The 2,444-nt window shown below is 43.8% G+C and carries 1 protein-coding gene; it reads right to left on the bottom strand.

The genetic code is table 11. The features are described 5' to 3' along the window. Positions 1-127: 127 nt before the first annotated feature. Positions 128-1,783, bottom strand: coding sequence for a group II intron reverse transcriptase/maturase (ltrA, locus tag D0T85_RS21880; protein ID WP_163215652.1), 1,656 nt, complete (start codon positions 1,781-1,783; stop codon positions 128-130). Positions 1,784-2,444 lie beyond the last annotated feature (661 nt).

Genomic DNA, 2,444 nt, shown 5'->3' with positions numbered 1-2,444 from the left:
GGTCGATCGGGTAGGTCAGCTCCCTTACAGGAGCTTTCCCCCCTAAGAACCGTACGTGAGCGTTTCCACTCATACGGCTCAAGCAACTCTAAGTTTCTCTTTGTATATTGAAACCGGCTCATAACTTCTAATTTTGTTGTTTTCTAAATTGTTTGTAACATTTATCATGCACCAAAGACCTTTGTATCTTACCGTTTACAACCTTTTCGGTTACATTCCACGGTAAAACACGGTCAATCGGCATACCACATAACGGGCATTTCCTGTCTTGCTTTTTCCATAGGTAAAGCAAGGAATTCCTCCCTTTCAACGTGATAAGCATTTTCTGGGTCTCCCTCTGGTCGAAGTATTTATCATACTCCGGATCAAACGGATTAGCATCACCTTTAATTTGTGTGTATTGGATAAAATGGATATTCGACAAATTTTTCAATGTCAGACTATCCTGCTTTCCTTTTGGTTTCTTAAAGTATGATGTAAAGTGCCACCCGTTTCCTTTTGCAACATGCCAATATTTGTCAGCTATCCAGCGTTTACCCTTTTTCGAGTGTCTGCGTTTAGCCCATTGCCACAGTGCATTGAAAATTTGATGGTCAGCCCAGTGAAACGCATCCCTCGTAGCTCCATGTTTGTAATAATTACCCCAACCCGTTATCATCGGATTCAATAGCCGTATCAATGACTCCTGCTTACACGCTTTGTTACTCTTGATGGTCGTTCTGACCTTAGCAAGAAAACGTTTTTGTGCAGGCTTGGATGGTTTTGTCAATATCTGATTCTTGAACTTCCTGATATTGAATCCGAGAAAATCAAACCCATCGTTGATGTTGGTTATCATCGTTTTCTCCTCCGAGAGGGTTAATCCCCTTTCAGCAAGAAATTCAGCAACCAATGGTTTGATTTCCGTTTCCAATACCTCTCTGTTCTCTGACGTGATAATAAAGTCGTCGGCATAACGAATCAAATTCACCATTGGCGAATAGAGTTTGCCTTTAACATTTTTTCGTTTGTACTTGTCAGCAAGAACCTTCTGTAACCCATCCAGAGCCATATTCGCTAAAGTCGGCGAAATGATACCGCCTTGCGGGGTTCCCTCTTCTGTCGGAAACAACTGTTTGTTAAAGACAAAGCCACATTCCAACCATTTGCGGAGCATCACTTTATCCATAGGGATATTGTTCAGCAACCATTCATGGCTGATATGGTCAAAGCATCCTTTTATATCTCCCTCTAAAATCCATTCGGGAGAATATCCTTTGCGTAGCACATTATGGCATTGTTGTACTGCATCCATTGTACAGCGTTCCTTGCGGAATCCATACGAACGGGTGTCTGCCGTAGTTTCTGCCACGGGTTCTAACGCCATCAGGTAAAGGGCTTGCATGGCCCGGTCTCTCATTGTCGGTATTCCCAACGGTCGAAGTTTACCATTGCTTTTCTTAATATGAATCCGTCTTAGGGGTTGTGGCTGGTAACCACGTCTTTTCAACGTTCCAATTGCTTGAAACTTTGTTTCGGAGTCTTCCCATGTTACAAGGTCAACCCCTGCGGTTTTACTGCCGCTATTAGAAGTTACTCTTCTTACCGCCAATGCTTTGGCGTAGAACGAGTGAGTAAGCGTCCATTGCAAGGCTTTCACCTTACCATGGCTGCCCTCTTTTTGAGCCTTTACAATTCGTGCTTGTAGCTTCTTTATAGCCAACTCACATTTGAGCCAGTTAATACTGTCCCAAGATGTTTGCCGGTTATCAGCAGGTGCACACGATGTTTTAATTTCGTTCATTTGCTTTTCCACTTTCAAAAGTTCTAAAAGTTAATTGTAAAGAATTACCTAACGCAGAAGTCTGCCCACTTTCGTGTCGGATAATATCGTCCTGTTTAATACATAAACAGGGCTCAACCCGTATCCTCCTCATTACAAGGTGGCATTCGCTTTTTCCGCAATCTTATACCTGCATTCCATTCGGCTCACCTTACGGCTCGCTTACCTGCCATAATGACAGGAGAAATACAGGCTTACCACGTTCCACGTACAATGACTAACGAGTAGGTTAGGTTCTGTCTCATCCACCGACAGCACTTATATCCGTGTAATCCCACCGTGGAGGGGATTAACTGGCTGCATCCCATTTTGGGTGGAGCTTGAAATAGTATCTTGCGCTCCTTACGACTTTACGATGTTTACACAACAGTTCGCTTATGCTAACCATACTACTCAGCCTAGCCTCCCGACTGTATGATACTAACAGCCATTGACTTTCCCTCGCGGTTCTGTCTACCCCTTTCGGGAGGAGTACATTGTCCAACCAGCTTGATACATTATATCACTATTTGGTGCATCTGGTTGTAGGCTACTGCTGACGGAACAGCAGGTTCAAGCGTTCCATTCCAACTCGTGGAGCGGAACTTCAAACAATCATTTACGCGACTTCGTGTCGCACCCA

This window comes from Bacteroides sp. 519 (assembly GCF_010500955.1).
Taxonomy (GTDB): Bacteria; Bacteroidota; Bacteroidia; order Bacteroidales; family Bacteroidaceae; genus Bacteroides.
The sequence above is the reverse complement of the archived record's forward strand: the minus strand, read 5'-3'. Positions and strand labels throughout refer to the sequence as shown.

Coding starts and splice junctions, on each gene's coding strand:
- ltrA (WP_163215652.1), bottom strand. CDS start 1,783: ATGAACGAAATTAAAACATCGTGTGCACCTGCTGATAACCGGCAAACA.